The 7,089-nt window shown below is 46.5% G+C and carries 5 protein-coding genes; 1 reads left to right on the top strand and 4 read right to left on the bottom strand.

The genetic code is table 11. From position 1 onward, the window contains the following. Positions 1-122: 122 nt before the first annotated feature. The 4 genes from QUA16_RS34760 to QUA16_RS34775 all read right to left on the bottom strand — a co-directional run bounded on the left by QUA16_RS34760 (position 123) and on the right by QUA16_RS34775 (position 4,916). Entirely contained in the window at positions 123-4,199 is a 4,077-nt protein-coding gene (locus QUA16_RS34760) for a WD40 repeat domain-containing protein (RefSeq protein ID WP_333181720.1), read from the bottom strand. A gap of 187 nt (positions 4,200-4,386) precedes the next feature. Further along, positions 4,387-4,542, bottom strand: a complete 156-nt coding sequence (locus tag QUA16_RS34765) for a hypothetical protein (protein ID WP_333103568.1) — start codon at positions 4,540-4,542, stop codon at positions 4,387-4,389. A gap of 87 nt (positions 4,543-4,629) precedes the next feature. Then, positions 4,630-4,749: a DNA methyltransferase gene (locus tag QUA16_RS34770; RefSeq protein WP_333181722.1), complete on the bottom strand. Its 120-nt coding sequence runs from the start codon at positions 4,747-4,749 to the stop codon at positions 4,630-4,632. Further along, on the bottom strand, positions 4,737-4,916 hold the full coding sequence (locus QUA16_RS34775; RefSeq protein ID WP_333103567.1) for a hypothetical protein: 180 nt from the start codon (positions 4,914-4,916) through the stop codon (positions 4,737-4,739). The genes QUA16_RS34770 and QUA16_RS34775 overlap by 13 nt, the downstream gene beginning before the upstream one ends. A 170-nt stretch (positions 4,917-5,086) precedes the next feature. On the opposite strand from QUA16_RS34775, the gene ribBA reads away from it, so the two are divergent. After that, entirely contained in the window at positions 5,087-6,778 is a 1,692-nt protein-coding gene (gene ribBA, locus QUA16_RS34780; RefSeq protein WP_333103566.1) for a bifunctional 3,4-dihydroxy-2-butanone-4-phosphate synthase/GTP cyclohydrolase II, read from the top strand. Positions 6,779-7,089: the final 311 nt, after the last annotated feature.

Raw genomic sequence — 7,089 nt, forward strand, 5'->3', positions numbered from 1 at the left:
AAGTATTTTTACTTATTCATTCGGGCCTAGCAATGTACTATACTATGTAGTGTTATTGAAGTGCGGAGTGTGGGATATAGGAGTAAACTGGGGGTTTTTATGCAGTTTTTCCTCTAAAATTATCAAAGCTTCTTGCATAAGTCTCTGTCAATTTCCAGGGCTTCTTCATCATTAGGATTAGGTATGAGGTAATTATCTATAAAATTGCAGCCTTCCTTGACTAAATAGTCAAAATCTAACCGCCACAGTTTCACTCTCTTGTCATCACTGGCAGTTGCCAGCATCTTGCCATTGGGGCTAAAGCTGACGCTATTAACCACTTGTGTATGACCAGTGAGAGTTTTGATTTCCTTCCCTGTTGTTGTATCCCACAGTTTTACTTGACTGTCACCACCCGCAGAAGCCAGTATCTTGCCATCGGGGCTGAAGCCGACACCGCTAACCCAGTCTGTATGGCCATTGAGGGTTTTGATTTGTTTGCCTTGACTGATATCCCACAATTTCACTGTGGTGTCAGCACTAGCAAAAGCTAGCAGTTTGCCATCGGGGCTGAAGCTGACGCCATTAACCGTAGTATCCTCGATGAGGTTATTGATTTGTTGGCCTTGACTGATATCCCACAGTTTTACGGTGTTGTCAGCACTACTAGAAGCTAGCAGCTTGCCATCGGGGCTGAAACTGACACCATTAACTTTCTCTGTATGTCCAGTAAGGGTATTGATTTGTTTGCCCGTGCGGGTATCCCACAGTTTCACTGTCTTGTCAGCACTGCCAGAAGCTAACTGCTTGCCATCGGGGCTGAAGCTGACGCCCCAAACCGAGTCTGTATGGCCAGTGAGGGTATTGATTTGTTTGCCCGTGCGGGTATCCCACAGTTTCACTGTCTTGTCAGCACTGCCAGAAGCTAACTGCTTGCCATCGGGGCTGAAGCTGACGCCCCAAACCGAGTCTGTATGACCAGTGAGGGTATTGATTTGTTTGCCCGTGCGGGTATCCCACAGTTTCACTGTCTTGTCAGCACTGCCAGAAGCTAACTGTTTACCATTAGGGTTGAAGCTGATGCTCCTCACTGAGCTTGTATGCCCAGTGAGGGTATTGATTTGTTTGCCCGTGCGGGTATCCCACAGTTTCACTGTCTTGTCAGCACTGCCAGAAGCTAACTGTTTACCATTAGGGTTGAAGCTGATGCTCCTCACTGAGCTTGTATGCCCAGTGAGGGTATTGATTTGTTTGCCCGTAAGGGTATCCCACAGTTTTACTGTCTTGTCAAAACTACCAGAAGCTAGCTGTTTACCATTAGGGTTGAAGCTGATGCTCATCACTGAGCTTGTATGCCCAGTGAGGGTATTGATTTGTTTGCCCGTGAGGGTATCCCACAGTTTTACTGTCTTGTCCTCACTGCCAGTTGCTAGCTGTTTACCATTAGGGTTGAAGCTGATGCCCCAAACTGGGCCTGTATGCCCAGTGAGGGTATTGATTTGTTTGCCCGTGAGGGTATTCCACAGTTTTACGGTTTGGTCAAAACTACCAGAAGCTAGCTGCTTACCATCGGGGCTGAAGCTGACGCTAGTAACTATGTTTTTATGGCCAGTGAGGTTATTGATTTCCTTGCCTGTGGTGGTATCCCACAGTTTCACGGTCTTGTCTTGACTGCCAGTGGCCAGCAGCTTGCCATTAGGGCTGAAACTGACGGCATTAAGTTTGTCTTTATGCCCGATGAGGGTATTGATTTGTTTGCCCGTGAGGGTATCCCACAGTTTCACTGTCTTATCATCACTGCCAGAAGCTAACTGCTTGCCATCGGGGCTGAAACTGATGCCCCAAACCGGACCTGTATGCCCCGTGAGGGTTTTGATTTGTTTGCCTGTGGTGGTATCCCACAGTTTCACTGTGTTGTCATCACTGCTAGTTGCTAGCAGTTTGCCGTCGGGGCTGAAGCTAACGCCATAAACGGTGCTTGCGTGTCCGCCCAAAGTGTTTGGTGCTGCCACATTGGAAACTATATTTAATAATGATAGTTCTACTTGGGTGCGGGTATTGGCATCTACCCAGGGTGTACGCCGCATTAGCACAACTGCTTTTAAACTTGTTTTGACAGCTTTTGGCTTATCATTCAAATTGGAATATTGAGCCAGACCATTAATTTCAGTCATAGCAGCATTCCGCCAACCAACACTAGCGACTCCTGCTAAACCCAAAGCTATCAACGAAAAACCACTTAGCCCGATAATTGTCAGTTGCCTTCGGCGTTCTCGTACCTGTCTCTCTCTATTCCGTTCTTTAACGCTAACCTGAATAAAATCTCGTTCCTCCTGCGTCATTTCATCTGCACGTTGACGCAACCAATCTTCTGCCACAGTCAACGATGTCCCCCGCAACAAACCTCCAGAGTCATGGTTGTTATTTTTCCACTCCCGTAACCCCATCTTCAGTCGTTCTTGCCAAGTCCGAAACTGACGGTTAGCATTCATCCACTCGCGCAGAGTGCCCCATTCTCGAATTAGCGCTTCATGCACTACCTCTACCGTATCTTCCTGTTCTTGCCGTCCCGTCACTACCAATCTTGCTTGATATCCCGCCAAATAACTGACCAAATTCCAATTATCTTCCCCCACTTCCGCACGAGTCGCAACGCGCCTGGTATCTTCCGTTCCTTCCCCCGGACGCACTAATTGCACAAATATTCGCTGCGCCTGCTTTTTCTCGGTTTCATTCAATTGTTGATAAACTTGTTCGGCATGATTGGCAATGGCTTTTTTCACCCCGCCAATTTCTTCATAAGCTTGGTGAGTTAATACTCGGTTTCGCTGTTTTTCCCACAAGCGAGTTAGGGCAAATTCTAATAATGGCAAATTCCCAGGTTCTTGCCCCACATCATCAAGAATGCGTTGGGTTAATTGCGGTTCTAATTGTACTTCTAATTTTTGAGCAGGTAATTCAATTGCTGCCTGTAATTCTTCCCGCTTCATGGAACTTAGTAATTGTGGTGTAAATTCCTGCAAAGCATCCCGAAACGGACGATAAGAAAGCACATAACCGTAAAAGTCAGCGCGTAACGTCAAAACTAATGTAATATTTTCTTGACCAATCGCCGTTAGCAACTCATGAGCAAAACGTTTCTGTTCTTCCTTTACTTGACAAAGGGTGTACAGTTCCTCAAATTGGTCGGCAACTAACAACAACCGTTTACCTGGGTTACGCTCTAAAATGCGAGATACAACTTGCTGTAAAGTGATTTTCCCATTTTGTAAGTCGCCGGCTAATCCTACCGCTTCCCGCAATTTTTGAGTTTCACCGGCTTCTGGTTCTAATTGCCGCACTAAGGCAGAAGCTAAAGGCAAAAACGGTTCTTTTCCGGGACGAAATGATTCAATTAACCAATTTCCTTCTTTTCGCAATTTGGGAATTAAGCCCGCATACACGACAGAAGACTTACCACTTCCACTTGGCCCAACCACCGCCACCAAGGGTTGTGTCTGAGTGACTTCTACTAACTTATTTACAAACTTTTCTTGTCCAAAAAAGAAGTCTGCATCTTCTTCTTTAAATGCAGACAATCCTTGGTAAGGGTTAGGCGGAATCACATCTTCAAAAGCAATTATACCGTCATCAATCGGAGCATCTATTAAGTTCTTTTTCTTAAAAACCGGAGTTTCATGCTCTAGGAAACTCATCATCTGCGAACGCCCTAAGTCGTAGGCTTCTTCAATTTCATATCCTGCGGCAATCCCATCATAAAATGCTACCGCGAAAGCAACGGCTGCTTTATCTCCCACGGCTCTATTCATGCCAACTACATAATTAACGTATTGGCTAATTGCATCAGCTTGTACTTCCGAATAACAAGCATTGAGAATTACGCACTCAACCCCTTTTTTGGCAAATAATTTAAACATACTGGCGAGGGCATTTGTCTGCACCAGCGCCATTTTTCCCGTATCATCTTCTAGGACAATTCCATCTTCTCCAGCACCATGCCCGCAAAAGTGAACAATATTCGGTTGATAATCTAAGATAGCCCGGTAAAAGTCACGGGAACGCACGGCCCATTTTTGTTCTAATTTATACTGTTCTCGTTTGTTTGCCCGTCGCAATCCTTCGTCAATTTCCCGGATTTCTTGATCCAATCGCAAGGGAGCCGTATTTTTGGGATTAGCTGCCAGAATCAGAATTGTTTTGACGCGGGCGTTGTTACTCATAAGACACAGGAATGATAGGATAATTTTTCAACAGGCTAGACGGCTATCCTGAGTTTTAGGTGATAATAAAAATAAAACTTCCCGTGGTACAGCCCGGAAAGCCTGCGTGAGCGAGACTACCGTTTCCACCACAAATGCCGGATAGCTCTTTATCCAAATTAAATGTATACTTATCAGGATTTTTTACCTACCAGAGCAACTTTTCATTGCGGGGTGAAAAGAACTTGCTGCCGGCAACTCCTGCGCCGTAGTTCCAGACAACTTCTTGAATCAGATAAAAAGGCACTTTGTCCCAAAGCAGATAGGAAATCGGAATTGCTTTTGCCCGATCGCGAATTGACAAATAATACCATTTTTCTAAAATCGTGCAACACTCTTCGACCCCCCCTAGCCCCCCCTTGTAAAGGGGGGGAACAAGAATACTTTTGCATTATTTTTTAAAAGTGGTATAACCTAAATTCAGCCAAAACGCTCCTCGATCGATCGTTACCCGGTAAACTTCGGCTATCCACTGCTCGCACCAGTTTAAATACTCATCTAACCCCAGGATTTTTCGTACTCTTTGCCGATGTTATAAGGCGGGCTGGTAACGGTTAAATCTACAAATTGATCGGGTAGCAGCTTCAATGCTTCCAAACAATCAACATTATAAATTAAGCAATTAGGAGCTTGGAAGTACGGTTTACCTAAAATATTCGCGATCTCAGTCAAGCTCATGAAATATTGGGGAGAAAATTTGTTGACAAGATGCAATAATTATAGTAAGTGACTTTAGAAATATTGTCAAACTCATCTGGATTGGCCGATCGCCCTGTCGGAAACAAAAGGTTACAATCACAAATAGATTCTATTTCCATAACATTACTGTTTATAGCTTGAACTTCTCAGTGCCCAATAACAACACCTCAACACAATCCTTTCAATTTGACTCGATCGACAGCGCCCTCGCAGACCTCAAAGCAGGTCGCCCCCTGGTAGTAGTCGATGACGAAAATCGCGAAAACGAAGGCGATGTGATATGTGCCGCCCAATTCGCCACCCCCGACAACATCAATTTCATGGCCGTGAACGCGCGGGGTTTGATTTGTCTGGCATTGAGTGGCGAAAGGCTCGATCGCCTGGAACTGCCCCTGATGGTCAGCAAAAACACCGACAACAACCAAACAGCCTTCACCGTCAGCATCGATGCAGTCAACGGCGTCAGTACCGGTATCTCCGCCGAAGACAGGGCACGCACCATCCAAGTAGCCATCCACCCGGACACCAAACCTCAAGACTTGCGCCGTCCCGGTCACATTTTCCCCCTGCGGGCGATCGACGGTGGCGTGCTCAAACGCGCCGGTCACACCGAAGCTTCTGTTGACCTCGCCAGACTCGCTGGCCTGTATCCTGCCGGCGTGATCTGCGAAATTCAAAACCCCGACGGTTCGATGGCGAGGTTGCCCGAATTAATCGAGTACGCCAAAACCCACAACCTTAAAATAATCAGTATTGCTGACTTAATTAGCTACCGACTCAAGCACGATCGATTCGTCCGCCGCGAAACCGTCGCCAAATTGCCCACTCAATTCGGCGAGTTTATGATTTACGCCTACCGCGACACCCAAGACAACTCAGAACACGTTGCTATTGTCAAGGGCGACCCGGCAGAATTTAAAGACAAACCCGTGATGGTGCGGGTGCATTCCGAATGCCTGACCGGCGATGCTTTGGGTTCCCTGCGCTGCGACTGCCGGATGCAACTGCAAGCGGCACTGAAAATGATCGAAAATGTCGGTTCTGGCGTCATCGTTTACTTGCGCCAAGAAGGTCGAGGCATTGGATTGGTCAATAAACTAAAAGCTTACTCGCTGCAAGATTTGGGATTGGATACAGTCGAAGCCAACGAACGGTTGGGATTTCCCGCCGACTTGCGGAACTACGGCGTCGGAGCACAAATGCTCAACGATTTGGGAGTTCAAAAAATTCGGTTGATTACCAACAACCCTCGCAAAATAGCAGGTTTGAAAGGTTACGGCATTGAAGTAGCCGATCGCGTCCCCTTACTAATTGAAGCCACAGATTACAACTCGATCTATCTGGCAACAAAAGCCGAAAAACTCGGTCATATGCTACTGCAAACTTATTTAGTAACAGTGGCGATTCAGTGGAACGAAAAAGCAGAAGGAAAAGAGGAAGATTCTGCCATTCAAAATCGGTACGAACACCTCGAAAAACTGCGGCATTTGGCGGCTAGCCAGCACTTGCTGCTGCAAGAAGAAGCGCGGCCGGTGGGCATAGCCCTTTTCGGAGAAGGCTCCCTCATCGTTCACCTGGGCTTCGATCAAGCCGGACTCGCAGCCCCCGACTGGTACTTGGATGTAAACCATCCTTACGTCAAGGCGATCGGCAAAATTTTGGGTGAAATCAGCACTGAGCCGAATTTGCAAACATTAGAATTGATGGTTTCCTCCGGTGGAGATCCGCTCAAAACCCTGCAAGTCCAGCTCGATCGCGAGACATTCCTGTTGTCGGAATTAACCGGAATTTGCGATCGGCTCGAACCTCAAAAAATCTACAGTTTTGCTCCTCTTCCCTGAAGGCAGAAGGTAGAAGCCTTCCCCCCTACCCCAGCAGGGGGGAAGGCAGAAGCCAAGAAAAACTGTGAATTTATGAACAATACTTGTTGATACCAGCATCTTCCTTTCGTCAGAAAGCAGCCACCAATAACAACAGTGAATAACAATGTTGATTGCCGTCTAATATTATGTCCGGTCGATTACCAGAAATCAGGTAGGGGCGGGTTCACCAACAATATCTGCCAATAATTGACCATCTCAAAAACCCGCCCGACCGAGATATTATGGTCAATGTTGATTGCCGTCTAATATTATGTCCGGTCGATTACCAG

This window comes from Microcoleus sp. S13_C3 (genome assembly GCF_036700905.1).
Classification (GTDB): Bacteria; Cyanobacteriota; Cyanobacteriia; order Cyanobacteriales; family Microcoleaceae; genus Microcoleus.

Excerpts from the sequence above, each read along its gene's own strand:
- QUA16_RS34760 (WP_333181720.1), bottom strand. The coding sequence starts at position 4,199 with ATGAGTAACAACGCCCGCGTCAAAACAATTCTGATTCTGGCAGCTAAT.
- QUA16_RS34775 (WP_333103567.1), bottom strand. The coding sequence starts at position 4,916 with ATGAGCTTGACTGAGATCGCGAATATTTTAGGTAAACCGTACTTCCAA.